Here is a 25,315-nt window from a genome sequence, read left to right as displayed (position 1 = left end):
CGAGCCGTCGGTCAGGCCGTCAGCGTGCGCGCGATGGACATGATCGCCTCCGGTCCCACCCGGCAGCACCCGCCGATCAGCCGGGCCCCGGCGGAGCGCCAGCCCTCGACCTGTTCCGGGGTGAAGGTGGAGCGGCCGCTCCAGGCGCGGGCCTCCGCGTCCCAGGTCTCGCCGCTGTTGGGGTAGACGACCACCGGCTTGCCGGTCACCCGCGCCGCCGTCTCCACCGCGGCGTCCACGTCCTCGGGGGCGCAGCAGTTCACGCCCACCGCGATCACCTCGTCCACGTCGGCGGCCAGGGCGAAGGCCTCCTCCAGCGGCTGCCCGGCGCGGGTGCGGTCGCCGGTCACGGTGTACGACAGCCAGGCCGGCACCCCGAGTCCGTGCACCGCCCGCAGCAGCGCCGTCGCCTCGTCGGCGTCGGGGACCGTCTCCAGCGCCAGGACGTCCGGCGCGGCGGCGGCCAGCACCTCCATGCGGGACCGGTGGAAGCGCTCCAGTTCGTCGACCGTGAGCCCGTAACGGCCCCGGTACTCGGAGCCGTCCGCGAGCATCGCCCCGTACGGGCCGACGGACGCCGCCACCCACAGCGGGCGCGCGGCGCGTGCCCGGCGCGCCGCCTCGCGCGCCAACTCCACGCTCAGGCCGATGAGTTCGGCCGCCCGCTCGCGGCCGATCCCGCGCTTGCCGAAGCCCTCGAAGGTGGCCTGGTAGCTGGCGGTGATCGCCACGTCCGCGCCCGCCTCGAAGTAGGCGAGGTGCGCCTCGGTGATCGCCTCGGGCCGCTCGGCGAGCAGCCGCGCCGACCACAGCTCGTCGCTCAGGTCGTGCCCGGCCGACTCGAGCTGGTTGGACATGCCGCCGTCGAGGACGACCGTGCCGGTGGCGAGGGCGTCTGCGAGGCCGAGCGGGGTTTCGGGGGTGTTGCTGGTCATGTCACGACGCTAAGCGCTCCGCTGGGAATGCGGTACATCACCTGCGGGTGCGTCGTGGCTGGTCACGCAGTTCCCGCCTCCCTTGGGGACATCCCAGGCGTCGGCCGGCCGGTGATGCCCCCTGCACACCACCGACCGGTCGACGCGGACCAGGAGTCACCCGTGGGCGGCGTGCCGTCCGCCACGCCGTCGCCCGCGGCGGGTGCGCCGCCTCGCCGGGATCAGGAGCCCGCCCAGCAGCCCGGCGGCAAGGACGTACGGCCACCAGCCCAGCCCTGAGTCGTCGGCGGTGCTCGCGCTGCGCGTGCCCGGTGTCGGCGCGCCGGATGCCGGTGCGTGGGCCGGGGACGCCGACGGGCTCTCGGCGGCGGCGGTGAGGACGACGTCGTTGCCGTCGCCGCCCCGGTAGGTGATGCGGTGGACGGTGCCGGCGAGCTTCACCTCGGCGCCCTCGCGCAGGCCCTTGAAGGCGCCCTTCGTCGCCCCCCGGCCCGTGTTGTCGAGGACGGTGATCTCGCGGTCCGGGTCCCTCCCGGCGGCGGACAGGTCGAGGTCACCGGCCAGTCGCACCGCACCCCCGCTCACCTTCAACGGCACGTCCCCGAGGACCAGTCGACCGTCCGCACGCTGCGTGAAGCCCCCGGTCACCGCGAGCCCGCCCGCGACCACGCCCTCGTTGGTCACCGCCCCCTTCACGGTGCCCTTGCCGGTGAGTGTGGTCGTCACCCGCAGCCCCGACGCACCGACGTCCAGCCGCGCGCCCGCCGACGTCAGCCGGATCGCCCTGCTGCGGGTGAGCGTGGCCCCCGAGCGCAGCGCCAGCGTGCCCTTCCTGACCGTCGTCGTGCCGGTGTACGTCACCCCCTTCCCGGCCAGCGTCGTGGTCGCCGCGCCCGACTGCACGAACGCCCCGGAGCCGCTGACCCGGGACAGCGAGACCGGCGTCGAGGCGTTCCGCACCACGAGCGTGCCGTCGTTCACCACCCGGCACAGGCCGCCGTCCATCCACAGCGAGCCGTCACCCTGCGCCGACCCCAGCCGCAGCACCGCGCCCTTCTCGACGGTGGTCGAGCCGTCGTAGTACTGCTTCGCCGCGAAGGTCACGTCGTTCCCGCGTGTCCCCGCGATGACGACGTCCCCGGCGCCGGGCGCGGCCAGGGTGTCGTGGAACCGGCCGCCGCCGATGGGGGCGCCCAGCGTCACCGGCCCGTTGTAGTCGAAGGTGAGCAGGGAACGCGACCGAGCGGCCAGCAGGTTGATGTAGACCGTCTCGGCGGTCCCCGGCATGAAGATCTTGTTCGTCGTGCCGTCGCCCCACTGGACGTTCGCGCCCTTGATGTTGGTGCCGCGCTTGTTGACGTTCTTGCGCGCGGGCGTCCAGTTCAGCGCGGGGTCGCTGAGCGAGGGGTTCGTGTCGCCGCCCTGGTCGGACCAGCTGTACTGGCCGGTGAGGACGACCTTGCTGCCGGGCCGCGACTGGACGTTGATGTCGCTGCCGTACTCGCGCTGGTAGAAGTCCATCCCCATGGTGACGGTCCGGCCGAGTGGGGTGTCCACGGTGTACGTGCCCTGGTTGAGGACCTTGCGTACGTTCGGCAGCGACGTCGCGAACTCCGGCCGTCCGGCGTTGACCTGCGTACCGTTGTCGATCACCCCGGAGAAGGAGTGCGTGCCCGACAGGTCCCAGGTGCCCCAGAGGAACCTCGGCTGGGTGATCAGCCCGGTGCCGCTGATGGTGCCCAGGTTGTAGGCGCTCTTCAGGGACAGGCGCAGGGTGCCGTCGACCCGGATGTTGTCCTGGTTGAGCCGGAACGCGGGCGTGTTGTACGGGAAGTGGCCGATCAGGCCGGTCGTCCCGCCGTTGCCGTACTGGAGCGTGGTGCCGCGCTCGACGGTGACCGCGGGCGGGTCGGGGCTGGTCGTGGTGACGTACGGGTGGTTGCCGCCCTGCGTGGTCACCTTCTGCCGCTGCCGGGACTCGGGCAGTGTGAAGTCACTGTCCTTGGTGAGGATGAGCGTTCCGCTGCCGCGCACGGTGAGCGTGCCCTCGCCGCGGAAGACGCCGTCGTACGTCGTCGTCCCGGACGGGACGGTGACGACCGTGTCGCCGGTGAGCGTGACGTCCCGGCCCCCGAGGACGTCGGCGGTGACGTCCCGGGGGCCGGCGGCCACCGCGGGGGGAGCGGTGACAGTGAGGGCGGCGACCGCGGCGAGGGCGCCGGCGGCCGCTGCTGTCGTGTGAGTAAGGCTGCGCACGTGATCGGAGACGGGCGGAGGCTGCCGCCGATAACAGAAAATTCGCGTTCCTCTTTGTCTCGCCGGACCCGTTGACCTCCTCGTAACACACCCTTACCTTTTCGGCGTTCGGAATAACAGATGTCGTACGAAATCTCGAACTAGAGAGTCGACAGGCCACCGAGACCGAGAGGCAGTCCGCATGAGCCGCGCCGACGACCTGCCCCCCACCCCCGACCGCCGACTGGTGCTGAAGGGCGCCGCCCTCGCCGCGGGCGCCCTGGCCGCCGCACCCGCAACGGCCCTGGCAGCCACCCCCACCGCGAAGCCGAAGGCAGCAGGCCCCTACGTGAACCCCCTCGTCCCCCACCGCGCCGACCCGCACATCACCCGTCACACCGACGGCTTCTACTACTTCACCGCCACCGCCCCCGAGTACGACCGCATCATCCTGCGCCGCTCCCGCACCCTGAACGGCCTCACGACCGCCGCCGAGTCCGTCATCTGGCGGGCGCACCCGACCGGCGACATGGGCGCCCACATCTGGGCGCCGGAGATGCACCGGATCGGCGGCAAGTGGTACATCTACTTCGCCGCCGCGCCCGCCGAGGACGTGTGGCGCATCCGCATCTGGGTGCTGGAGAACTCCCACCCCAACCCCTTCCGCGGCACCTGGGTCGAGAAGGGGCAGATCAAGACGGCGTGGGAGACCTTCTCCCTGGACGCGACCGCCTTCACCCACCGCGGCACCCGCTACCTCGCCTGGGCCCAGCACGAGCCCGGCATGGACAACAACACCGCCCTGTGGCTGAGCAGGATGGCGAACCCCTGGACCCTGACGGGCCCCCAGGTCCGGCTCTCGACCCCCCAGTACGACTGGGAGTGCATCGGATACAAGGTCAACGAGGGCGCGTACGTCCTCCAGCGCAACGGCCGAGTCTTCATGACGTACTCGGCGAGCGCCACCGACCACAACTACTGCATGGGCCTGCTCACCGCCCCCGCCGACAGCGACCTCATGAACCCGGCCAACTGGTCGAAGTCCCCGACCCCGGTCTTCACCAGCAACGACACCACCAAGCAGTACGGCCCGGGCCACAACTGCTTCACGGTCGCCGAGGACGGCCGCACCGACGTCCTCGTGTACCACGCCCGCCAGTACAAGGAGATCAACGGCGACCCGCTCAACGACCCCAACCGCCACACCCGCGTCCAGACCCTCGGCTGGAAGCCGGACGGCACGCCCGACTTCGGCGTTCCCGTCGCCGACACCGCTGCGGCAGGGGGCGTGAGATGAGACGCGCGTACGCGATCCTCCTGGCGCTGTGCTGTGCGCTCGCCGGTGCCCTGGTCACCTCCGCCCCGGCGAGCGCCGCACCCCAGACCCTCACCAACGGCACCCGGTTCACGGACACCTCCGGCAACCCCGTGCACGCCCACGGCGGCGGCGTCATCAAGGTCGGCTCGTACTACTACTGGTTCGGCGAGCACCGCAACGCCGACAACACCTTCCGGTACGTGGACGCCTACCGCTCCACCGACCTGAAGAACTGGGAGTTCAGGAACCACGTCCTGACCCAGTCCACCCACCCGGAGCTGGCCGTCGCCAACATCGAGCGGCCGAAGGTCATGTACAACGCGTCCACCGGCAAGTTCGTGATGTGGATGCACAAGGAAAACGGTTCCGACTACAGCGAGGCCCGCGCGGCCGTCGCCGTCTCGGACACCGTCGACGGCAACTACACCTGGCAGGGCAGCTTCCGCCCGCTCGGCCAGCACATGTCCCGGGACATCACGGTCTTCGTCGACACCGACGGAACCGGTTACATGGTCTCCGCCGCCCGCGAGAACTACGACCTGCACATCTACCGCCTGACCAGCGACTACACCGGCATCGCCGCCCTGGTCGCCGACCCCTGGCACGGCGGACACCGCGAGGCCCCGGCGCTGTTCAAGCGCAACGGGGTGTACTTCATGCTGACGTCGGGCGCCACCGGCTGGAGCCCCAACCAGCAGCAGTACGCGACGGCCACCAACCTCGCGGGCCCCTGGTCGGCGATGACGAACGTCGGCGACTCGACGGCGTACGGCTCCCAGACCACGTACGTCCTTCCGGTGCAGGGCAGTTCGGGCACCTCGTACCTGTACCTGGGCGACCGCTGGGGCAACTCCTTCGGCGGGACCGTCAACGACTCCCGCTACGTCTGGCTGCCGCTGACCTTCCCCACCTCGACCTCGATGTCGATGTCCTGGTCCCCGGAGGTCACCGTCGACGCGGCGGCCGGGACGATCAGCGGGACGAGTGCCACGTACCACACGCTGATCGCCCGGCACAGCTCCAGGTGCGCCGACGTCACCGGCCAGTCGCTGTGGCAGGGCGCCCAGATCAAGCAGTACGACTGCAACGGCGGCAACAACCAGAAGTACTGGTTCAAGCCCGTCGGAAGCGGTTACTACCAGCTGATGGTGCGCAACAGCTCCCTGTGCGTGCAGGAGAACGCGAGCACGGTCACCCAGGAGAACTGCAACGCGTCGGCCGCCGGCCAGCAGTGGTCGCTCACCACCACGGGCAGCTACGTGAACGTCAGATCCCGCGCGACCGGCGAGTGCCTGGACGTGTCCGGAGCGTCCACCGCCAACTCCGCCGCGCTCATCACGTACACCTGCAACGGAGGAACCAACCAGCAGTGGACGCGCGGGACATGATCCGCCTCGGGATCAGGCCGGCAGATCGATCGCGTCGATCGACGTGCCCGCGCTGAGGCAGCCGGTCGCCCACGAGCCGCTCACCGCAAGGGCTGGAAAGCGCTTGCTGTGAGCGGTACCGTCCAGCAGCCAGGCCTTGTCGACCTGTCGGAGGAGTCGCGCATGAGACGTTTCCACCTCGCCGTCCTGGCGGCGGTCACCCTGAGCGCCGGCCTGACGGCCGTACCGGCCCACGCCGCCCCCGAGTCGCCCTCGGGACCGGTCTCGTCACCGGTGAACTGCACCGCCACCGCCTGCCACTTCGACGTCCCGCCCGGCACGTACGACGTCCAGGTGCTCCTCGGCGGCGAGACGGCGTCCAGCACGAGCATCGGCGGCGAGACCCGGCGCGCCCTGCTCCCCGAGACCGCCGTCGCGGCCGGTGAGCGTGCCGCCCGCAGCTTCACGGTGAACGTCCGCACACCCGAGGGCGAGCCCACCGGCCCCGACGGCACCCCCGGCCTCGACCTGGTGCTCGGTGGCACGGCCCCCGCCCTCGCCGACATCCGCGTCACCCCCGCCCGGCACGCCCGGCAGATCTTCCTCGTCGGCGACTCCACAGTCTGCGACCAGCCCGGCGACCCCTACTACGGCTGGGGCCAGCAGCTGCCGCAGTACCTCCGCAAGGGCCTGTCGGTCGCCAACTACGCGGATTCCGGCGAGAGTACGGTGACGTACCTCTCCGACACCCGGCTCTGGGCCACCGTCCAGCCGCAGATCCGCCGCGGCGACCTCGTGCTCGTCCAGCTCGCCCACAACGACAAGACGACCGACGAGGCGACCTACCGGGCCAACCTCGAGGCCCTCGTGGACGGCGTCCGCGCGCAGGGCGGCCGCCCGGTCCTCGTCACCCCCATCGTGCGACGCTGGTTCAACGCCGACGGCACCCTGAACAACGGCACCGCCCTCCTCGTCAACGGCCTCGGCGTCGACCACCCGGCCGTCATCCGCTCGGTCGCCGCCGACCGCGACGTCCCACTGATCGACCTCACGACGAAGACCAAGACGCTGGTGGAATCCCTGGGCGTCGAGGCCTCCAAGGCGCTGTACCTCTACAACGAGAAACGGGACAACACCCACACCTCCGTGCGCGGCGCCACCGCCTACGCCGAGCTGGTCCGTGATGAACTCGTCGCCCAGCATCTGGTGCCCGAGGGCAAGGTAAGGGTGGGATGAGCCCCTGGGCCGCCCCGACCGGAACCGGGGCGGCCCAGGCCCAGCTGGAAGGAAACCGTTTCCGATGGATCTGCCCCGGGACGACCGCGTCCTCAGCCCGCACACGGGGTACACCCGCCGCCACTGGGAGGCGGCGGCCGACGCCCTGCTCGCCGCCGTGGCGCCGTACGCCACCGAGGACCACGCCCTCTACCACTTCCCCGGTGACCGTCAGAGCTGGTCGGGCCGCCTCTCCGACGGCCTGGAGGGGTACGCCCGTACGCTGCTCCTCGCAGCCTTCCGCAGGGACGAGGCCGCGCTCGAGCGGTACGCCGACGGACTCGCCGCCGGAGTCCGCGGCGTCTGGCCCCGCATCGAGGACCGCAGCCAGCCGCTCGTCGAGGCGGCCTCCATCGCCCTCGCGCTGCGGCTGACCAGGCCACTGCTGTGGGACCGCCTGGACGACGGCGTACGACAGCGGGCGGCGGCCTGGCTCGGCGACGCGCTGACCGCCGAGGCCTGGCCCTGCAACTGGGAGCTGTTCCCGGTCACGGTCGCCGGTTTCCTCCAGGAGATCGGCCACGAGCCGGAGGCGTCCGGGAAGGCGATCGAGCGAGGGCTGGAGCGGATCGAGCAGTGGTACGTCCAGGACGGCTGGTACACCGACGGCGACGGCCGCAAGTTCGACTACTACAACGGCTGGGCGATGCACCTGTATCCGGTGCTGCACGCATGGCTGGCGGATGACACCCGGCTGCTGGACCTGTACGGCGGCCGGCTCTCCCGCCACCTCGACGACTACGCCCGCCTGTTCGGCGCGGACGGCGCCCCGATGCACCAGGGCCGTTCTCTGACGTACCGCTTCGCGACCACGGCCCCGCTGTGGCTGGGCCCGCTGACGGGCCACACCCCGCTGGCACCGGGGGAGACACGGAGGCTGGCGTCCGGGGCGCTGCGGTACTTCCTGGAGCGGGGCGCGGTGGACGGACGGGGCCTGCTGACCCTGGGCTGGCACGGCCCCGACTCCGCCGTACTGCAAGGCTATTCGGGCCCCGCGTCCCCGTACTGGGCCGGCAAGGGCTTCCTCGGCCTGCTGCTCCCGCCCGACCACGAGGCGTGGACGGCGACCGAGAAACCGGCCCCGGCGGAGCGCGCGGACGCGGTCACCCCGATCGCCGCCCCCAACTGGCTGCTCCAGTCCACACGTTCGGACGGCGTCGTCCGCCTCCACAACCACGGCAGCGAGGACGTCCGCTACGACCCGTACTACACGCGGCTCGCGTACTCGACGGTGACGGAGCCCTCGGCGTCGTACGAGGGGTCGTACGACAACAGCGTGATCGTCGGCGACGATCCGAGCCGGACGGACATCGTGCCGTTGGGGGTCGGGGAGGGCTGGGCGGCGTCCCGGCACACAGTCGGGGACGGGGTACGGGTGACCAGCGTGGTGCTCGCGCACGGGGCCGCCGAAGTGCGGGCGCATCTGGTGACGGGCGCCGGTCCCGGCACGACGGTGCGGGTCACCGGGTGGGCGACGGGGGACGGTGTGCGCGCCGAACTGCTGCCTGTTCTGGGGCTGACCGGCTCCCTCACGGGCGTCACCGGTGACGACGACGGCGGCACTCTCTTCGTCGCCCTGGCACGGCTCACCGGCGAACCGGATCCCGTGCCGCTGGAGGAGACGGTGACGGTGCACAGGACGGCGGCGGGGGAGCTGAGGGTGCGGTGGAGCGGCGAATCCGAGGTGCGGGTTCGGCTGGACGGCTCCGGGGTGGAAGTGGTCCCGGGGCCGGGGACCGGAACAGCGTGATCGCCGAGGCGTTCGCCGGCTCCACCGGCAGACGGGCCCTCACGGAGTGAGTCGGGCGATCCTCAGCTTCGTCGAGGTCGGGGACGCGCCGGTGAGCGCGGTCGTGTACGACGGTGTGACCGGGGCGTACGCCCATGTCAGTGTCCCGTCCTTCTGGACCGCGATGTCGCCCGTGATCCGCGTGTTCACCACCTTGTCCGCGCTCTGGAACTTTCCGTTCCAGTCGATGGTCCTGAGGTGCGTGCCCGTGAAGGTGCCGGTGCAGGTGCCGCTTGAGCACTTGGCGTTCTTCAGGGACTCCCAGGACAACAGGAGACGGTCCTTGCCGTAGGGGGCGATGCGCACGTTGACGTGTTCGGTGCCCTTCGCGCTGGTCAGGTACATCGCCTTGCCGGGGCCGGAGTTGCGGTTCTTCAGGAAGGCGACGGCCACCTGGTGGGTGCTCGTCCGCGGCTTGACCGTCCAGCCGCGACCGCTCGCGTCGTCCGGGTTCTTCTTGGCGGACGCGGCGCCGCGGGAGGCGAAGGCGGTCGCGTAGCGGCCGGTGGAGGACTTGACGAGATCGCCGGTACGGCCGGCGAACGTCCCGCCGCAGTAGCCCGCCCAGCACTGCTCGCGCTGCACGACCGGCGCGGTGTCGGGCGCGCCGATCCCCGTCGACACGAACAGACCCGAGCGCCAGTCGTCGAAACAGAGGGAGGTGAACGCGCCGGAGGCCTCGGCGTGCAGTGCGATGCCCTCGTTGTGACTGCACCCCCAGCTCCAACCGCCGCTGAGCTTCGCGCCCTTGGCGCTGACGTAGGTCAACTTGTCGCCGTAGTGTCCGTCGGCGAAGCCTCCGGCGCCGTGCACGACGAAGTACGCGCCGTACTTCTTGCCGTTCCAGCTGAGCTGACCGTCGAGCAGCGGGGCCGTGTCGTTGGTGGAGGTGCCGGTGAGCTTGGTGGTCCAGGTCTTCTTCCCGCCCGTGTAGCGGACGATCGCGGCCGCCGTCTCCTTCCACTTGTTGCTGTCGGAGACCCGGGTGAGCAGCGCGAAGCCGTCGTTGTGCGCGACCAGCCCGCCGACCTCCTTGGCGCCCTTGACGACCGTGTCCGCGCCCGAGCGCTTCCCGGCGGAGGTGAGCGGGGTGACATGGATGCCGTCCGAGGCGGGCCAGGCCACGCGCAGGGTGCCGTTGGGGGCCACTGCGGTCGCCGTTCGGGTCCACTCGCGGGTGTTGTTGTAACCCGCTGACAGGTAAGGGAACTTGGCCGGCAGGCTCACGGCGGTGCTGGTCACGGCGAGACCGTCGGCGGTGGTCGTCGCCGCCCCGGCTGCCGCGTACCACGCCCCGACCAGGGCGGCGGTGGCGGCGAGACCGCCGATCAGGGGCTTGCGGGCACCCCGGATACGGCGGTGACGTGTGGTGGGTCTTGCTGAAGTCATGCCTTCCTGTCGCCGCCGGAGGAGGGAAGGTTGCCGCCATTGCCTGCTCTTGCGTTGCCCGGATCATCGGCGTGCCCAAGAATCCCCGCATGACTTCCAGAATCCGCCACACCACGATCGACTGCACCCACGCCTATGAACTCGCCTCTTTCTGGTCGCAGGTCCTGGACCTCCCCGTGCACGAGGGCAACAAGCCCGGCGACGCAGAGGTGCTGATCGAGGGTGCGGGCCTCCTCTTCATCACGGTGCCGGAGACCAAGACCGTCAAGAACCGCGTGCACCTCGACCTCCAGCCGCAGGACCGCACCCGCGACAAGGAGGTCGACCGCATCCTCGCCCTCGGCGCCACGCTCCTCGACGACCGCCGCAACCCCGACGGCACGGGCTGGGCCGTCCTCGCCGACCCGGAGGGCAACGAGTTCTGCGTGGAGCGCAGCGCGGCGGAACGCGGCGACTGAACCGGACAGGCCCTGCCGTCCGCGCAGACGCGAACGGATCGGCGTCGACGACGACCGCTGCGGCAGGTGTCACCTGCGCCCGAGGTAGACCCCCAACGCCCGCTGCAGCACTTTGCCCTGGCTGCCCACCGGTAGTTCCCACTCCCCGAGGTACTCCACGGCCCGGCCGCCCGTCCCCGTCTTGAAGCGGAGCCGGCCGAGCAGGCGGTCCTCGGTGAGAGCGGGGGTGATGGCGCGCAGGTCGTACGTCTCGGCGCCCGCCGCCTGTGCGTCACACAGCATGCGCCACAACAATGCGCTGCTGGGCCGCAGTTGGCGTCCTCGGCGGCCGGATGCGGCGTACGAGTGCCAGACTCGGGAGCCGACGTTGATCATGAGGGCCGCGGAGAGCACCTCCCCGTCGTACCGGGCGAGGTAGAGGCTGAGCCGGTTGTCGTCCTCGGCGTTCAGGGCCTTCCACATGCGCAGGAAGTAGTCCAACGGGCGGGCCTTGAAGCCGTCGTGGGCGGCGGTCGCAGTGTACAGGCGGTGGAACTCGGGCAGGTCGGAGGCCGAGCCCCACGACACACGGACGCCTGCCGTCTCGGCCGTGCGCAAGGACTGTTCCCAATGCGGTGCGAGGGCGCCGCGAAGGTCGTCCACCGAGCGCCCCGCCAACGGGATCTCGCAGCCGTAGCGCGGCTGGCCGAGGCCGAACCCGCTCCCGTCGTCCTCCTCGCACCGCCGCCAGCCGAGCCGTTGCAGCCGCTCCGCGACGTCGAACGCGTATCCGTCGATGCCGGCCGCGGGCAGATCGTGCAGATGACGTACGTCGGGGTCGGCGATGCCGGCCGCCACGGTGGCCGCGTCCCAGTGACGTACGACCAGGGGCGGCCCGATCCGCACCGAGAACGCCCCGATCCGCTTCAGGTGGGCGACGAGCGGGTCCAGCCACCGCTCCAGACGAGGGGTCCGCCAGTCGATCGCGGGTCCGTCGGGAAGGTACGCGAGGAAGCGCCGCGTCCCGGGCAGCGGCCGGTACAGGACCAGCGCCGTCGCGATCATCTCCCCGTCCTCGAACCAGCCGACGCTCTCCGGCAGCCAGTCGGGCTTCACATCGCCCCACTCGGGGATCTGGAGATGGCTCGCGTCGGGATACAGCCGTAGGTGGGCCAGATGTTCCCGGCGCGGTATCTCCCGCACGTACAGGCTCACGTGTTTCCTTTGGGATCCGTAGTGATGTGTCGTCCCCGCCAGCGTCATGTCGTGTGTCCGGTACCGGTGTCGGCGTCGTATGTAAGTGCGCAGATCGAATGAGTGACCTTTTCGCGGGAGTGTCGTTGATCGGATGACAGCACCACGGGCGGAGGGGAGGGGTACCGGTGAGCCGGAGGCTGCCGTTGGGCGAGGGCGAGACGGCCCGTACCGCCGGTGTCCGTGGTCTGCTGCGGGCGGGCGTGGTGGAGCAGACGGGTGAGGTGCTGTCGGCCGCAGTGCTGGCCCAGCGGGTGGGCTGGGCGGCTGATCTGGTGTCCGGCATGGCTGCCGATCTGCTGGGCGTGCACTGGAACGCCGCCGATGTGGACCTGCTGGCCTCGGGCGTGGACGGCGCAGGCCGCGGGCTGCCGTCGAACGCGTGGATGGCGCTGCGGCGTCTGGGCTGGACCGTCGCCCCGGCCGAGGGCGCGCGCGTCAATGACCGGATCGTGCGGATGGCCCAGGAGCAGGCCGGGCGCACGCTGCGGTCGGCGAAGTGGCGGGCGGACCTGACCGCCGGAGTCATCGAGACCTGGCCCGCCGAGGCGGGCAGGCGTACCCCGGACGAGTGGGATGCCGTCCGTGAGGCCGTGCCCGACGGCCGGGATCTGCCCTCCAGCGTGATCAGGTCCCGTACCCGGCAGATCGCCGCCTTCGCCAAGAAGCACGGGCGGTTGCCTGCCGACGTGTTCGAGCTGGAGGCCGCACCCCGCACGGCGCGGATGCTGCTGCTGTCGGCCTGCGACGGGCAGCAGGCGTCGATCATCCGTGGTGACGATCCGGGCCGGGCGCTGCTGCGGCTGCAGCTCCCGACGTGCCCCGACCCGCGCTCCTACCGGGACTGGGCGTGGGTGGCGTGCCCCATCGCGCTGCCGCCGACCATCCCGCCCGGCGCGGTGCTGCACCTGCCCACCCTGCAGGTCCGCCAACGCGGGGTGCGGGCCGATCTGGCCTACACGCACGCCGTGCCGAAGGCCCGGCGCAGTGGGCACACGATCGCACTGGGCGTGGACTGGGGGCTGAACACCCTGCTCAGCGCGGGCGCCGTCCGCCTGCACGACGACGGGAAGATCACCGCTGTCGGGGCCGGGGGTATGTTCCGCGCCGCCGGAGTGCTGGCCCGACAGCACCGGCTGCGCCGCGAGAGTGAGCACCTGCACGCCAAGACCGGCCACTACGAACGCCTCATCGCCGGAGACGACACGCATCCGCTGACGGGCAGACAGCAGCTGCTCGCCGAAGAGCTCCGGCACGTCTGCGACCGCCGCTCCCACCTCAACGACGCCCTGGCATGGGCTGCCGCCCGCTGGACGGTCGACCAGGCCCTCACCGCCTGCGCGAGCGTGATCTACATCGAAGACCTCCGCTCCATGGAGGCCCGCGGCATGGGCCACACCCTCAACACTCGCCTGTCCCAGCAAGTCCGCGGGCAGATCGTGAACCGGATACGGCACCTGGCCGCCGAGGCCGGTATCGCCGTCGTCACCGTTCCGGCCCGCGACACCTCCCGGCGCTGCCCCCGCTGTCTGGTCCCGCTGCGCCACCGCAAGGCCCCCGACCGGCCCATCGCGCCCGGCTGGAAATGGGCCATCTGCCCGAACCCGGAGTGCGGCTGGCAGGGCGACCGCGACGCCGGAGCCTGGCAGCGCATCGCCGCCCGCGGTCTGGCCCACCAGACCAAGACCGTCACCGACCGCGCCACCGGCATCATGATGATCCGCTCGGTGGTGGACAAGCTCGAAACTCAAGCCGTGGTCACCCCGGCCACGAAGACCAGCCGGAAGGACCGGTCCAAGAACGGCCCCACCCGGCGCCGCACCACACGCCCCGCGCCCAGGCGACGCCGGGCACCCTCCCCCACCGGCCCCTCGGGGCCGGCGGGCAAGCGTCCGGAGGGACACGCTCACACGGGCCCAGGTCGGCTGCCCCGCGCAGCCCACCGGCACCAGGGCGTGACGACGATCAGCACACCCCCCACCGGCCGACACCGGCCACGAGGAGCGGCACTGGGCGCAGGATTCCACCTGCACGCCCATGCCACCCCACCCAGGTGGGCACAACCCATACCAGACGCTATGTCTTGCATGGGATCGCTTAGCTGATCAGAGACGCTGTTCATGGTCGGGTGCTCCTGTTCGGGGCGGCCACCCCAAGTCCGGGATCACCGGATGGGTCAAAAGTTCACGGCAGTGAACTGCGCCCACACCTGCTTGCCGCCGTTCCTGGGCGTGACGCCCCCCCACGTCCACCACAGACGCGATCAGGAAGATGCCCCGCCCGCTCTCCGCATCCCAGTCGGGCTCGGTGTACCGGACCGGCAGTACAGGTGAACGATGGCTGACGGACACCCGAACTCCGCCTTAAGGCAGACCTGATCCGCCGGACAGGCCCTGGCACGCTTCGGCCGGCGCCGAAGTGATGTGCGCCTAGCGTGCCGGTGTGACCGAAAACCCGCAGGAAACCCCCGCACAGGCCGTCACCGGCATGGTCGACCACGTTCTCTCCCTCGCCGCCACCTGGACCGACTGGGACGGCAAGCCCGCGCACGTCGACGACCGCGTCTACACCCCGCACAAGGCGATCCGCCGTGTCGCCGACCATCTCGTCGATCACCTCGCCGAACTGGAGGCGAGGCTCGTGGGCGAGCTCCCGCAGCCCGACCGCTGGCATGCGTCCGCCGCCACCACCGAAGCGGATTTCGCCCCCTTCACCCAGGAGGACCTCGACGAGGCACGCAGCCGCCTCACCCGGCTCGCCCGGATCTGGGCGAACCGGCTCGACGTCCTCACCGAGGACCAGCTCGACCACTCGCCCGGTGAGGGCTGGACCTTCCGCGAACTTGCCCTGCACCTCAAGGAATCCACGTACTACGCCGACGCGGTCGGTGATCTGTCGTGACCGCGTTCGCCGACCTGCATCACGCCGACGAGCCCCTTCTGCTGCCCAACGCCTGGGATCACGCCTCGGCAGCAGCCCTGGCCGCCGCGGGGTTTCGTGCGATCGGGACGACCAGTCTGGGTGTGGCCGCGGCCGCCGGTGTGCCCGACGGCGCGTCGGCGATCCGCGACGAGACCCTCCGGCTCGCTCTCGCTCTCGGGACGGAGCCGTTTCTGCTCTCCGTCGACGCGGAGAGCGGTTTCAGTGACGATCCGGAGGAGGTGGCGCAGTTCGCACGGGAACTGGCGGCCGTCGGGGCCGTCGGCATCAACCTGGAGGACGGGCTCGGGCCAGTCACCCGTCATGCCGCGAAGATCGCCGCCGTCAAGTCGGCCGCCCCCGGCCTCTTCGTCAACGCCCGCACCGACACCCACTGGACCGGCGACGGCGACCGAAGAGAAACGCTTGCCCGCCTCGACACCTACCAGCAGGCGGGAGCCGACGGCGTGTTCGTCCCCGGCCTCACCGACCCCGCCGAGATCACCATCCTCGTACGGCACCTCGACGTCCCCCTCAACATCCTCTACTCACTCACCGGCCCCACCGTCGCCCACCTCACCGACCTCGGCGTGCGCCGCGTCAGCCTCGGCTCCCTGCTGTACCGACGCTCCCTGGGCGCCGCCCTGGAGATGCTCGACGGCATCCGGGCGGGCCGACCGCCGCACGGCACCGTGCCGACGTACGCCGACGTCCAGGCGTTCAGCGGCAGTAACCCGGCCGGGCAGAGTGAGACCGGCTGCACAGCCTCGTAGCGGGCGGACTGGTAGAGTTGAGGTTTTCGTGGGTATCAGACCCTTTGGACTCAACTCCGGCTGCCGACCCAGGGACCGAGGGACCGAGGAAGATATGGCCATGGACATCCCCGGCGAGATGCGACTGGCGGCCGCCGTCGTGGTGGACAAGCAGGGGCGGGTGCTCCTGGTGCGGCGTAGTGAGACGGAGCGGTTCCTGCCACGGGTGTGGGGCGTGCCGTGCGGGAAGCTGGAGCCGGGCGAGAGTGCGGCGGACGGCGCGCTGCGCGAGCTGAAGGAGGAGACCGGGCTGCGCGGCGAGATTGTGCGCAAGGTCGGCGAGTCGTCCTTCGTCAGTGACTACCGGGGTCACGAGGTCAAGAGCTGGCAGGAGAACTTCCTGGTCCGCCCGCTGTCCCTGGACGTGACCCTGCCGAAGCCGGACCAGGCCCACGCCTGGCTCCGGCCCGCCGAGCTGACGAGCGTCGCCGTCGACGACTACAACCTCGACGTCGTACGACAGGCCCTCACGAGCTCCTGAGCAGCTCGGCCAGCCCGCGCAGCGCCGCCAGGTAGTCCGGTACGTCCAGCGGGACCTTGGCGACCGCCCCGGGATGCGGGCCCGCGGCCGTGAACACGTCGGTGTGCGGGCGCCGTCCGCTGCCCGTCTCCAGGAACAGCGTCACCGTCGGTACGTCCGTGTCGCACCAGGCCCGGTGCAGGGTGTGCGCCGGCAGGGCGTAGGCGCTGCCCGCCGCGTACTGGCCCGTCTGCGTCAGCCGCAGCCGGGCCGGACCCGCCGGCTCCAGCCGCCAGTCGGCAGACCGCTCCGCCAGGGACTCCTGGTAGCGCGCGGCCTCGATCCCGCCGGCGTCCCCCACCTCGTACAGCTCCATCGCGAGCCGGCCGCGGACGACGTAGGAGGCCAGTGGCGAGCGGTGGTTGTGGATGTCCTCCTTGCCGATCGCGCCCGCGCCCGGATGCCACACATGCGCGCGCAGCATGTGGCGGGGGCCGCCGTCGATCAGCAGCAACTTGTCGAAACCGAGTACGTGACGGTACGACAGCCGGGCACAGCCCTCGGGGTCGCCCTCCCCGGAGGCGAGTTCGGCGATCAGCTCCAGCAGGCCGTCGGAGGAGCCCAGTTCGGCGATGACGGAGCGGGCCGCCACCACCTGTTCGTGCTCGGGCAGTTCACCGTCGAGCGCCCTGGCCAGCAGTCGCCGAGCCGCGCGGACGTGGTGACCACCCATGCACCATCCCCCAACTCCCGCCCCTGCCGGACAGGTTCAGTGATCCGGCTGAACCGGCTGATACATCCATACGGCATGGGCGCGCAGCGCGCAAAGGCCTTGATAGGTCATCCAGATCGGCTTGCGCAGGTCCGTGCCGTCGCCGCGCTCCCAGGTCCAGATGCCGTCGGTCTGCCCGGCCCACACCGCGGCGACCGCGCCGTCCAGCCGCTCCCGCCACTCCGCCTCCAGCCCGTCCTCCTCGGCGATCCGCCGGGCTGCCGGGGTCAGCAGGGCGCGGGCGACCCAGGAGGACGTGAAGTGCCGTACGTTCAGCACCTCGTGACGCGCGGGTTCGTCGGTGCGCGGGCGCCGTACCTCCTCCCTGAGGTTCTCCAGGTCGAGGCAGCCGTGGTGGGGTGCGTCCGGGCAGGCCAGCAGCCAGCGGACCCCGTCCTCCCGGGCGGCGCGGGCGCCCGCGGACTCGCCGAGGACACGGGCGGTCCGGTCGAGGGCGACCACGGCCTGCGCGGTGTGCAGCGGGGACGGCGGGCCGTGCGGCGGGTCCAGCCGGTAGCCCCAGCAGCGCAGGTGCGCGCGGCCCGGGTCGCTGATCGCGCCGTCGACGATCGCCTCGCGCAGCCGGGGCAGTACGGCGGAGGCGGGCGCGGCGCGCAGCAGCCCGCGCAGCACGGTCGTCAGGACATGCGTCGACTCCCGTCCGGCGCGGTCGAGTTCCGGAGTGAACGCGGCCGTGCAGCGGGCCACCTCCGCGGCCAGCCGCTCCCGGGACGCCCCGGCCCGGGCCAGCGCGCCCAGCACCAGCGCGGTGACCTCCGGGCGGGCCTCGGCCCCCTGCGACCGCGCCGACCAGCCGCCGTCCGGCAGCCGCAGCCGCCACAGTGTGTCCACCAGGTCGCCCGTGCTCAGCTGCCCGTCGGGCACGCCCAGGTCGAGCATGATGTGCAGGCCGTAAGCGGTTCCCACCGGGGTCGGCCGTGAGGGGCTCTCGCCGAGCGAGTGCGGCCAGCCGGTGAGCAGCCCGACGCCGGGGTCGTCGACGACGGTGACCTGGCCGACGAGGGTCTCGTACGCGGCGTTGAACACCCCGGGAAGCGGACCGGGCTCTTGCGGCCGGGCTCCGGCCGTCGGGGCCGGCGGCATGGCGGCCGACCGCGCCCGCGCCCGCAGCAGCGCCGCCGCCAGCCAGGCGGCCACGCCCGTGCCGAGCCCGCTGATGCCGGCGATGAGGTACTTGGCGGGCTCGCCGTCGAGGGAGGAGGGCAGCACCTGGAAGAGGAACTGGAACACCGTGTACCCGGCGGCCGCGCAGCCCAGGCCGCCGAGCCAGCCGACGAAACGCGCCGGCGGCGAGCCGCCGTCGTCCGGACCGCCGGGCGGTGCGGGGTCCGGACGGCCGGTGGTTCTCACGGGACCGCGTCCCAGCTGTTGGCTCACAGCGCGATCCCTCCCCCGCGGCAGCATGTGACGACTGTGAAGTTTCCAGTCTATGGATTCGTCTCCGACTCCTCGTTCGTACCGCTGTTTTCGTCCTCCCACACGCCTGCGGCTGAGCGGGCCGGTGCTCCGGCGCCGCGTGCAGGGCGTCGACGGCCCGGTCCCGGGACGCAGGGTGAGGTGCGGGCCGGCGGACGGAAACGTGTGGCGCATTTCCTCCTTGGGGTGGAATGGCGGTGCTTATATCGTCGCTTGCTGCGCCGGATGGCGTTTTCCATGAGAAAGGGGGAAAGGTGAAATCGCGAATATTGAAGTCGAATCGAATGCGAGTGATGGCCGTCGGGACGGCCGTCGCCGCGGCGACGGCACTGGCCGCTCCGAGCGCCCATGCCGGTACCAATACCCCGACCGTGAGCAGGGACGATCTCGCGCGAGCCGCGGTGAGCTGTCCCAGCGGATACGTCTGCTTCTGGACCGGATCCAATTTCACCGGCTCCAAATGCCAATGGGACGTGGCCGACCCCGACTGGCAGGGCGGGAGCATCCGTTGTTCCTGGTCCGCGACCCACAATGTCAAGTCGGTGTTCAACGCCGGCACGTCCAGCGCGACTGGTGTGGCCTATTACAGCGGCGCCAATTATGTGAACCGTAAGGGCTGCACGCGCCAGCAGCACGGCGGAAACCTGGCGGGCACGTACAAGCTGCGTTCCCACCGGTGGATCTCCGGCTCCTGCGGCTGAGCCGCCCGGCCGGGCCGAGGCGGCTCCCGCCGGAAGCCGCCTCGGCCTTCGCAACCACGCCTCATTGTTCTGCGGATCTCCTTGCGTTCGAGTCGCCCGGTCTGACCAGCCCGGTCTCGTACGCCAGCACCACGGCCTGGGCACGGTCCCGCAGGGCGAGCTTGGCGAAGATGCGGGCCACATGGGATTTCACCGTGGCCTCGCTCAGGGTGAGCCGGTCGGCCAGTTCGGTGTTGGACAGGCCGCGGCCCAGGAGGGTCAGGACCTCCAGTTCGCGGGGTGTCAGGGGCGCCAGGTCGGTGTGTGCGACCGGTGAGCGGACCGGGGGCTCCGTGGCGAAGCGTTCCACCAGACGGCGGGTGATCGAGGGGGCCAGCAGGGCGTCGCCCGTGTTGACCAGGCGTACCGCCGCCGCCAGGTGTTCCGGCGTGACGTCCTTCAGGAGGAAGCCGCTCGCGCCGATCGACAGGGCCTGGTAGACGTAGCGGTCCAGGTCGAAGGTGGTCAGCATCAGCACCCGGCAGTCCGGGGCCTGTTCGAGGATGCGGCTGGTGGCCTCCAGGCCGTCCATGGTGGGCATGCGGATGTCCATCAGCACGACGTCCGGAGCGAGTTCGTGTGCCAGCGCCACCGCCTCCGCCCCGTCGGCCGCCTCGCCCACCACCTCGATGCCGCGGGCGGTCAGGATCAGCCGGAAGCCGGTCCGGATCAGCGTCTGGTCGTCGACCACGAGGACACGGGGGCCTCGGTCGGTTTCCGGTGTCCTCATGGGCGGTCCAGGGGAATGCGCGCCCGGACCCGGTAGCCCCCGCCCAGGCGGCGACGGGCGTCCAGGTCGCCGCCGTAGACCGCGACCCGCTCCCGCAGGCCCAGCAGGCCGCGGCCCGTGCCCTCACGGTGGCGCTTCGGTGACGGCTGGGCGTGCGCGTGGCCGGTCAGCACGCTCGGGCCGGTGTTCAGCACCTCCACGCGCAGCGCGTGGTCCGCGTACCGCACGGTGACCTCCGCCTTGCCGCCGTCGCCGTGCCTGAGCGCGTTGGTCAGCGCCTCCTGGACGATCCGGTACGCGGTCACGTCGATCCCCTGTGGCAGCGGACGCGGCTCCCCGGAGATCCGCACCTCGACGGGCAGCCCGGCGAACGAGATCCGGTCGACGAGCGCGCCGAGGCGGTCGAGGCCGGGCTGAGGTGAGAGATCGGGTGCGGTGCCGACACCAGAACCCTCGCCATCCTCTTCCTCCGCGTCCTCGCCGCTCTGCGACGGTGCCAACAGGCCCAGCAGATGCCGTAGATCCGTCATCGCGCCCCGGCCGGCGTCCTCCACGGCCCGCAGGGCCGTCGCCGCCTCGTCCGGCATCGTGCCCAGCACCTCACGGGCGGCGCCGGCCTGCACCACCATGAGGCTGACGTTGTGGCTGACGATGTCGTGCAACTCGCGGGCGATACGGTCGCGTTCGGCCACGATCGCGGCACGGGCCGCGCTCTCCCGCTCGCGTTCGAGGAGCCAGCCGCGTTCCCCGACGGCCGCCTGCCAGCGGCGCCGCATCCGCACCAGCGCCACCGTCAGCCCGGCCACCGCCGCACACGCCACCCCCAGCGCCGCCCACAGCCCGTTCGACTCCCACTCCCACACGCGTTCACCTTTGCAGACGACCACCGGATCCGCATCGGCCTGTGGATGCAGGGGCCTGCATCTCCAGGACGATGCGCGGCCGATGTGCCATCCGGGGAGGGATGTTCAGGCACGGGTCCGCCTCTTAGCGTCCTGTGCATGGTCATTGAGGGCAGCAGGGGAGAGGCCGCCGCCGTCGTTCGGCTCGACGGTGTGCGCAAGGAGTACGGCGAGACGACCGCGCTGGACGGGGTGTCGCTGCAGATCCGGGCCGGGGAGGCCGTCGCGGTGATGGGACCTTCGGGGTGCGGCAAGTCCACCCTGCTCAACATGATCGCCGGTCTGGACCGTCCGACGGGCGGCACGGTCGTCGTGCACGGCGAGAACGTGGGCGAGTTGAGCGAGAAGGGGCTCGCCCTGTACCGGCGGCGCCGGATCGGCATGATCTTCCAGTTCTTCAACCTCATCGACGACCTGTCGGCGCTCGACAACGTCGCGCTCGCCGCGCAGCTGACCGGCACACCCGCCCGGCAGGCCCGGCGCCGCGCGCTGGAGCTCTTCGAGGAACTCGGCATCACCGACCGGCGCCACGCCTACCCGGCGGTGCTCAGCGGCGGCGAGCGGCAACGCGTCGCCGTGGCACGGGCGTTGATGAACCGCCCCGCCCTGCTGCTGGCCGACGAGCCGACCGGTGCCCTGGACAGCCGGTCCGGCGAGCAGGTGATGGACCTGCTCCTCGACCTCAACCAGATCGGCCAGACGCTGATCCTCGTCACCCACGACGAGCACCTCGCCCGGCGCTGCGCCAGCCGGCTGGTCGAACTCGCCGACGGCCGGGTGACCGGCGATCACACCCTGGAGCCGTCCGCATGAGGGCGGTATGGCATGCGGCCCGCGCCGCGGTACGGCGACGCAGGCTGCAGACGCTCGTCATCGCCCTGGTCACGCTGACGTCCACGGCCGCGATGGTGGTGGCCCTCGGCCTGTCCGACGCGGCCTCCGCCCCCTTCGACAAGGCCTTCGGGAAGCAGCGCGGCCCGCATGTCGTCGCCGCATTCGACCCGGACAAGGTGTCGGACGCGCAGTTGACGCGGGCGGCCCGGCGGCCCGGTGTCGAGGCCGCCGCCGGGCCCTTCGCCCAGGCCACGGTCGAACTGCCGGGCGAGGGGGGCATGAACTTCGGCCTCGGCAGCGAGATCACGGTCGTCGGCCGCGCCGACCCCGACGGCCCGGTGGACCGGCTCGACCTGTGGGCGGGCCGCTGGGCCACCCGCCCCGGCGAGGTCGTCCTGAACCGGGATCCCGGCTGGACCCCGGACGACCTGGGCAAGAAGATCCACGTGCCGCAGGGCCCGACCCTGACCGTGGTCGGTTTCGCCTTCGACCTGAGCCGGACCGCGGACGCCTGGGTCGCGCCCGGCCAGATCGCAGCCCTGCACCCGACGGCCACTCAGATGCTCTTCCGCTTCGCGGACGCGTCGTCGGAGGAACGGCTGCGCGGACAGCTGGCCACGGTGACCGAAGGGCTCCCGGCGGACGCGCTGACCGCCTCACGGTCGTATCTCACCCTCAAGCACCAGGTGGGCGGTTCGGCCCGGGCGTACACCCCCTACCTGATGGCCTTCGGCATCCTCGGCATCGCGGTGGCCGTGCTCATCATCGGCAACGTGGTCAGCGGCGCGGTGATCTCCGGCTTCCGGCACATCGGCGTGCTCAAGGCCATCGGGTTCACGCCGGGGCAGGTGGTCGCCGTCCACCTCACGATGATCTCCGTCCCGGCGGTCCTCGGCTGCGCGCTCGGCACGGCCCTCGGCAATCTGCTGGCGCAGCCCTTCTTCGAGTTCGTGTTCATGGGGCCCGACGCCGGGGTGTTCCACGGCAGCGCGTCCATCGCGCCCTGGGTGAACGCCGTGGCCCTGCTCGGCATGCCCGCCGTGTGCCTCCTCGCCGCGTTCGCCCCCGCCGTGCGCGCACACCGCCTGTCGGCGGCGCGGGCGATCAGCGCGGGCACCGCACCTCGCGCCGGGCGGGCCCTCGGCATCCAGCGCCGGCTGGCGAGCAGCAGGCTGCCGCGCTCGGTGAGCCTGGGGATGGGGCTGCCGTTCGCCCGGCCGGGCCGCAGCGCCCTCACGCTCGCCGCCGTCGTCCTCGGCGTGACCACGGTGACGTTCGCGACGGGCTTGGCCACCACGATGACCCGGTTCGGGAACGCGGGCCAGGATGCTTTCCAGGTCACGGCGTACGCCTTCAACGTCAAGGACGGCAAGGAGATCAAGCCGGAGCACGACGACCTCCGACTCCAGTCGCTGTTGCGCTCGTTGCCCGGCGCGCTCGAGGTCACCGCCCGGGCGAACACCGACGTGCGCATGGCGGGCTCGGCACACGAGGTCGAGCTCGAAGGCCGTCGTGGTGACCGGCCCCAGCTGGACGGCGTACTCACCGAGGGCCGGTGGATGCGCGGTACCGGTGAGATCGTGGCCGGATCGGCCTTCCTGCGCCAGAACCGTCTGCAGGTCGGCGACCGGCTCGTCCTGGAGAAGGGCGACCGGGACGAAAAGGCGGTCGTCGTCGGGGAGTTCATGGAGAGCAACGCCCGGCGGATCGTCGCCGACTGGTCCACGACGACGGCCCTGTCCCCGCACGAGAAGCCCATCGCCTACCACGTGAAGCTCCGCGACGGAGCCGACCCGGCGGCCTACGTCCGCGCGGCCAGGGCCGCCGACGCCGGTATCAACCCGACCGTCGACGGCTCCAACTCCATCACCCAGACCATCGTCGGCTCGGCCTCGGTGCTCACCCTGATGCTCGCCGTGGTCGCGTCCCTCGGAGTCTTCAACAGTGTCGTCCTCAACACCCATGACCGACGGAGGGACTTGGGCATGCTGAAGTCCATCGGCATGACGCCCTGGCAGGTCACGGTGATGACGGTGACGTCGATGGCGGTGCTCGGCGCACTCGGCTCTCTGCTCGGCATCCCACTGGGCGTGGTGGGCCACCAGGTGGTCGTCCCGCGGATGGCGGAGGCGGTGGATCTCACCCTGCCGTCGTACATGACGGACGTCTGGCAGGTCCCTGCGCTGAGCCTCCTCGCCCTCGCGGGGCTCGCGATCGCGGTGCTGGGGGCGTTCGTTCCGGCGCGGAGGGCGGGGCGGCTGACGGTTGCGGAGGCGCTGCACAGTGAGTGAGCGGTGACCTCGTCGCCATCCGGTTCGTCCTGGTCGTCAGGGGCCTCGACGACCAGGCGAACCCTGCCCCGGCCGATCAGCCGATCGGCGCGTACAGCACGCCCAGCTTGTCGATCTCGTCGCCGGAACGGCCGGTGAAGCCGACGATCTGCCAGCCGGACGGGGCCGTGAAGCTCTTGGTGGCCGCCGTCGCCGTACCGGCCGACAGGGTGCGGCCCCTGTCCGTCGTGAACGCCGCCGAGAAGAGCCGCGTACGGCCGTCCTTCTGGCCCTGCGTCAGCTTCACCGAGGTGAGGTGCTCGCCGGAGGCCAGGGTCAGGGACGTCGCCGTGCCGCCCGTACCACCGTGGGACAGGACCGTACCGCCGTCGTGTGTCAGCGACACGGCGTCCAGGCGGGCGCCGCCGCGCAGGGTCAGCGTGCGGGGGGCCGGGGCCGCCGGCAGGTCGTCCGCGTCGTTGAAGGCCGTGCCGTGCGGGCCGCCGAAGAAGTCGCTCGCCTTCAGGGACGGGTTGACGGTGTAGGAGAAGTCGACCGTGTGCGGGAAGTGGTCGGAGAGGTGCTCGCCGTCGGAGCGGAGGAAGGACGCCCACTCGTTGTGGTAGCGGGTGGCGTCGAGGCTGACGAGGTCGCTGCCGCGGTAGAGGACCTTGTCGACGACCTCGCAGTCGTTGGTCGGGGCGGCCGCGTCGCAGACCAGCGCGTCGCTGCCCTGCGCGGGCGGCGTACCGCCCTTGACCAGGTCGACCCACGGGTCCTTGAGGCCGTTCTCGCCGACGAGGGTGCGGATGTTGTCGCCCGCGCGCGTGTACCGCGTGTTGGTGTCGCCCATGACGATCACGGCGTTGCCCGCGGAGTTGGCCTGGATGAAGTCCGACAGCTGCTCGATGTTGGCGCGGCGGGCGGCGAGGGCCGCGTCGGTCACGTCGGCGTTGGTGTGGACGTTGTAGAGGTCCACGAAGACGCCCTCGGCGAGGCGGACGCGGGCGAGGGTGAAGCCCTTCGGGGTGAGGCAGTCGGCGTTGGTGCAGTCGTTCCAGTCGACGCGCTGGAAGTCCTCGAAGGGGTGGTCGGAGAGGGTGTTGAGGCCGTCGCCGATCCCGGCGCCGCCGCTGGTTGCGGTGCGGTACGGGTGGGTGTCGTTGGCGTAGAGGGAGGCGTGGTAGTTGAAGTCCTCCTGGACGTTGACGATGTCGTACCCGCCGAGCCGTTGCCCGATCAGCGGGGTGTTGGTCTCCGGGTCGCTGTCGCCGAGGCCCAGGGGCAGGCCCGCGATGTTGTACGTCAGGACGTCGAAGGTGCCGGTGGTTGCCGCCTGGGCGGGGGTGGTGGTGGCGGTGAGGCCGGTGAGGGCGAGCGCGCCGGCGGCGAGGGCGCCGAGGAGTCTTCTCATGGGGGGTGTCTCCGGTAGGGGAGGTG

General features: G+C 71.4%; 21 protein-coding genes. 12 read left to right on the top strand and 9 right to left on the bottom strand.

Going from position 1 to position 25,315, the window contains the following annotated elements:
- Positions 1-11 precede the first annotated feature (11 nt).
- Positions 12-935 carry a homocysteine S-methyltransferase gene (mmuM, locus tag ACFV7R_RS05515; protein WP_385260200.1) on the bottom strand — a complete coding sequence of 308 codons (924 nt, stop codon included), beginning with the start codon at positions 933-935 and terminating at the stop codon, positions 12-14.
- 156 nt (positions 936-1,091) lie between these two features.
- The gene (locus tag ACFV7R_RS05510) at positions 1,092-3,191 is read right to left on the bottom strand and encodes an autotransporter (protein ID WP_385260197.1); all 2,100 of its coding nucleotides are present in this window, start codon (positions 3,189-3,191) and stop codon (positions 1,092-1,094) included.
- A 181-nt stretch (positions 3,192-3,372) separates the two neighbouring features.
- Here ACFV7R_RS05510 and ACFV7R_RS05505 point away from each other — a divergent pair, with 181 nt between their 5' ends.
- The 4 genes from ACFV7R_RS05505 to ACFV7R_RS05490 all read left to right on the top strand — a co-directional run bounded on the left by ACFV7R_RS05505 (position 3,373) and on the right by ACFV7R_RS05490 (position 8,880).
- Positions 3,373-4,467 carry a family 43 glycosylhydrolase gene (locus tag ACFV7R_RS05505; protein ID WP_385260195.1) on the top strand — a complete coding sequence of 365 codons (1,095 nt, stop codon included), beginning with the start codon at positions 3,373-3,375 and terminating at the stop codon, positions 4,465-4,467.
- On the top strand, positions 4,464-5,876 hold the full coding sequence (locus tag ACFV7R_RS05500; RefSeq protein ID WP_385260192.1) for an RICIN domain-containing protein: 1,413 nt from the start codon (positions 4,464-4,466) through the stop codon (positions 5,874-5,876). The genes ACFV7R_RS05505 and ACFV7R_RS05500 overlap by 4 nt, the downstream gene beginning before the upstream one ends.
- Before the next feature lie 162 nt (positions 5,877-6,038).
- Positions 6,039-7,091 carry a rhamnogalacturonan acetylesterase gene (locus ACFV7R_RS05495; RefSeq protein WP_385260189.1) on the top strand — a complete coding sequence of 351 codons (1,053 nt, stop codon included), beginning with the start codon at positions 6,039-6,041 and terminating at the stop codon, positions 7,089-7,091.
- 64 nt (positions 7,092-7,155) lie between these two features.
- Entirely contained in the window at positions 7,156-8,880 is a 1,725-nt protein-coding gene (locus tag ACFV7R_RS05490; protein ID WP_385260186.1) for a DUF2264 domain-containing protein, read from the top strand.
- 39 nt (positions 8,881-8,919) lie between these two features.
- Here the strand turns inward: ACFV7R_RS05490 and ACFV7R_RS05485 are convergent, their stop codons facing one another.
- On the bottom strand, positions 8,920-10,308 hold the full coding sequence (locus ACFV7R_RS05485; RefSeq protein WP_385260184.1) for a hypothetical protein: 1,389 nt from the start codon (positions 10,306-10,308) through the stop codon (positions 8,920-8,922).
- A gap of 89 nt (positions 10,309-10,397) precedes the next feature.
- On the opposite strand from ACFV7R_RS05485, the gene ACFV7R_RS05480 reads away from it, so the two are divergent.
- Entirely contained in the window at positions 10,398-10,766 is a 369-nt protein-coding gene (locus ACFV7R_RS05480) for a VOC family protein (protein ID WP_385260181.1), read from the top strand.
- A gap of 69 nt (positions 10,767-10,835) precedes the next feature.
- On the opposite strand, the gene ACFV7R_RS05475 is transcribed toward ACFV7R_RS05480, so the two are convergent.
- Positions 10,836-11,960, bottom strand: a complete 1,125-nt coding sequence (locus tag ACFV7R_RS05475; RefSeq protein ID WP_385260178.1) for a lipid II:glycine glycyltransferase FemX — start codon at positions 11,958-11,960, stop codon at positions 10,836-10,838.
- Between the two features lie 167 nt (positions 11,961-12,127).
- On the opposite strand from ACFV7R_RS05475, the gene ACFV7R_RS05470 reads away from it, so the two are divergent.
- The 4 genes from ACFV7R_RS05470 (at position 12,128) to ACFV7R_RS05455 (ending at position 16,211) form a co-directional block, all read left to right on the top strand.
- On the top strand, positions 12,128-14,104 hold the full coding sequence (locus ACFV7R_RS05470; protein WP_385260176.1) for a zinc ribbon domain-containing protein: 1,977 nt from the start codon (positions 12,128-12,130) through the stop codon (positions 14,102-14,104).
- A 382-nt stretch (positions 14,105-14,486) separates the two neighbouring features.
- Entirely contained in the window at positions 14,487-14,900 is a 414-nt protein-coding gene (locus ACFV7R_RS05465) for a hypothetical protein (RefSeq protein WP_385260571.1), read from the top strand.
- Entirely contained in the window at positions 14,897-15,691 is a 795-nt protein-coding gene (locus ACFV7R_RS05460) for an isocitrate lyase/phosphoenolpyruvate mutase family protein (protein WP_385260172.1), read from the top strand. Before ACFV7R_RS05465 ends, ACFV7R_RS05460 begins: the two co-directional genes overlap by 4 nt.
- A 100-nt stretch (positions 15,692-15,791) precedes the next feature.
- A complete protein-coding gene (locus ACFV7R_RS05455) occupies positions 15,792-16,211 on the top strand; it encodes an NUDIX hydrolase (protein WP_385260171.1) in 420 nt (139 codons plus the stop codon).
- Here ACFV7R_RS05455 and ACFV7R_RS05450 read toward each other — a convergent pair.
- Both ACFV7R_RS05450 and ACFV7R_RS05445 read right to left on the bottom strand, forming a co-directional pair.
- On the bottom strand, positions 16,198-16,923 hold the full coding sequence (locus tag ACFV7R_RS05450) for a hypothetical protein (RefSeq protein WP_385260169.1): 726 nt from the start codon (positions 16,921-16,923) through the stop codon (positions 16,198-16,200). The genes ACFV7R_RS05455 and ACFV7R_RS05450 overlap by 14 nt on opposite strands.
- A 36-nt stretch (positions 16,924-16,959) precedes the next feature.
- A complete protein-coding gene (locus ACFV7R_RS05445; RefSeq protein ID WP_385260167.1) occupies positions 16,960-18,333 on the bottom strand; it encodes a hypothetical protein in 1,374 nt (457 codons plus the stop codon).
- Between the two features lie 359 nt (positions 18,334-18,692).
- Between ACFV7R_RS05445 and ACFV7R_RS05440 the strand changes: the two genes are divergently transcribed.
- Positions 18,693-19,100, top strand: a complete 408-nt coding sequence (locus ACFV7R_RS05440; protein ID WP_129801816.1) for a peptidase inhibitor family I36 protein — start codon at positions 18,693-18,695, stop codon at positions 19,098-19,100.
- Positions 19,101-19,161: 61 nt separating this feature from the next.
- Here the strand turns inward: ACFV7R_RS05440 and ACFV7R_RS05435 are convergent, their stop codons facing one another.
- Both ACFV7R_RS05435 and ACFV7R_RS05430 read right to left on the bottom strand, forming a co-directional pair.
- Positions 19,162-19,869, bottom strand: coding sequence for a response regulator (locus ACFV7R_RS05435; RefSeq protein ID WP_385260163.1), 708 nt, complete (start codon positions 19,867-19,869; stop codon positions 19,162-19,164).
- Positions 19,866-20,732 (bottom strand): sensor histidine kinase, encoded by an 867-nt coding sequence (locus ACFV7R_RS05430; protein WP_385260160.1) that lies wholly within the window; start codon positions 20,730-20,732, stop codon positions 19,866-19,868. Before ACFV7R_RS05430 ends, ACFV7R_RS05435 begins: the two co-directional genes overlap by 4 nt.
- A 138-nt stretch (positions 20,733-20,870) precedes the next feature.
- On the opposite strand from ACFV7R_RS05430, the gene ACFV7R_RS05425 reads away from it, so the two are divergent.
- Positions 20,871-21,584, top strand: a complete 714-nt coding sequence (locus ACFV7R_RS05425) for an ABC transporter ATP-binding protein (RefSeq protein ID WP_385260158.1) — start codon at positions 20,871-20,873, stop codon at positions 21,582-21,584.
- Positions 21,581-23,896, top strand: a complete 2,316-nt coding sequence (locus tag ACFV7R_RS05420) for an ABC transporter permease (RefSeq protein WP_385260155.1) — start codon at positions 21,581-21,583, stop codon at positions 23,894-23,896. The genes ACFV7R_RS05425 and ACFV7R_RS05420 overlap by 4 nt, the downstream gene beginning before the upstream one ends.
- A gap of 76 nt (positions 23,897-23,972) precedes the next feature.
- Here ACFV7R_RS05420 and ACFV7R_RS05415 read toward each other — a convergent pair whose 3' ends face one another.
- A complete protein-coding gene (locus ACFV7R_RS05415) occupies positions 23,973-25,289 on the bottom strand; it encodes a jacalin-like lectin (RefSeq protein WP_385260153.1) in 1,317 nt (438 codons plus the stop codon).
- Positions 25,290-25,315: the final 26 nt, after the last annotated feature.

Origin of the sequence: Streptomyces sp. NPDC059866 (assembly GCF_042731325.1) — a bacterium.
In the GTDB taxonomy this organism is placed as follows: Bacteria; Actinomycetota; Actinomycetes; order Streptomycetales; family Streptomycetaceae; genus Streptomyces; species Streptomyces flavusporus.
The sequence above is the reverse complement of the archived record's forward strand: the minus strand, read 5'-3'. Positions and strand labels throughout refer to the sequence as shown.